The sequence below is a fragment of the Pseudomonas sp. PS01270 genome (genome assembly GCF_029959775.1).
In the GTDB taxonomy this organism is placed as follows: domain Bacteria; phylum Pseudomonadota; class Gammaproteobacteria; order Pseudomonadales; family Pseudomonadaceae; genus Aquipseudomonas; species Aquipseudomonas atacamensis.
In genome coordinates, this window is the sequence record NZ_JASCPT010000256.1 from 1 (window position 1) to 1745 (window position 1745).

Here is a 1745-nt window from a genome sequence, read left to right on the forward strand (position 1 = left end):
GCAAATTGCTTGGGTGTTATATGGTCAAGCCTCACGGGCAATTAGTATTGGTTAGCTCAACGCCTCACAGCGCTTACACACCCAACCTATCAACGTCGTAGTCTTCGACGGCCCTTCAGGGAACTCAAGGTTCCAGTGAGATCTCATCTTGAGGCAAGTTTCCCGCTTAGATGCTTTCAGCGGTTATCTTTCCCGAACATAGCTACCCGGCAATGCCACTGGCGTGACAACCGGAACACCAGAGGTTCGTCCACTCCGGTCCTCTCGTACTAGGAGCAGCCCCTCTCAAATCTCAAACGTCCACGGCAGATAGGGACCGAACTGTCTCACGACGTTCTAAACCCAGCTCGCGTACCACTTTAAATGGCGAACAGCCATACCCTTGGGACCGGCTTCAGCCCCAGGATGTGATGAGCCGACATCGAGGTGCCAAACACCGCCGTCGATATGAACTCTTGGGCGGTATCAGCCTGTTATCCCCGGAGTACCTTTTATCCGTTGAGCGATGGCCCTTCCATACAGAACCACCGGATCACTAAGACCTACTTTCGTACCTGCTCGACGTGTCTGTCTCGCAGTCAAGCGCGCTTTTGCCTTTATACTCTACGACCGATTTCCGACCGGTCTGAGCGCACCTTCGTACTCCTCCGTTACTCTTTAGGAGGAGACCGCCCCAGTCAAACTACCCACCATACACTGTCCTCGATCCGGATAACGGACCTGAGTTAGAACCTCAAAGTTGCCAGGGTGGTATTTCAAGGATGGCTCCACGCGAACTGGCGTCCACGCTTCAAAGCCTCCCACCTATCCTACACAAGCAAATTCAAAGTCCAGTGCAAAGCTATAGTAAAGGTTCACGGGGTCTTTCCGTCTAGCCGCGGATACACTGCATCTTCACAGCGATTTCAATTTCACTGAGTCTCGGGTGGAGACAGCGCCGCCATCGTTACGCCATTCGTGCAGGTCGGAACTTACCCGACAAGGAATTTCGCTACCTTAGGACCGTTATAGTTACGGCCGCCGTTTACCGGGGCTTCGATCAAGAGCTTCGCGTTAGCTAACCCCATCAATTAACCTTCCGGCACCGGGCAGGCGTCACACCCTATACGTCCACTTTCGTGTTTGCAGAGTGCTGTGTTTTTAATAAACAGTCGCAGCGGCCTGGTATCTTCGACCGGCATGAGCTTACGGAGCAAGTCCTTCACCCTCACCGGCGCACCTTCTCCCGAAGTTACGGTGCCATTTTGCCTAGTTCCTTCACCCGAGTTCTCTCAAGCGCCTTGGTATTCTCTACCCAACCACCTGTGTCGGTTTGGGGTACGGTTCCTGGTTACCTGAAGCTTAGAAGCTTTTCTTGGAAGCATGGCATCAACCACTTCGTCACCCAAAGGGTAACTCGTCATCAGCTCTCGGCCTTAAGATCCCGGATTTACCTAAGATCTCAGCCTACCACCTTAAACTTGGACAACCAACGCCAAGCTGGCCTAGCCTTCTCCGTCCCTCCATCGCAATAACCAGAAGTACAGGAATATTAACCTGTTTTCCATCGACTACGCTTTTCAGCCTCGCCTTAGGGACCGACTAACCCTGCGTCGATTAACGTTGCGCAGGAAACCTTGGTCTTTCGGCGTGGGTGTTTTTCACACCCATTGTCGTTACTCATGTCAGCATTCGCACTTCTGATACCTCCAGCAAGCTTCTCAACTCACCTTCACAGGCTTACAGAACGCTCCTCTACCGCATCA

The 1745-nt window shown here is 52.6% G+C and carries 1 rRNA gene; it reads right to left on the reverse strand.

Annotated elements, in window-relative coordinates:
• Positions 1-20 precede the first annotated feature (20 nt).
• Positions 21-1745 (reverse strand): 23S ribosomal RNA (locus QMX86_RS27985); the annotation flags it as partial.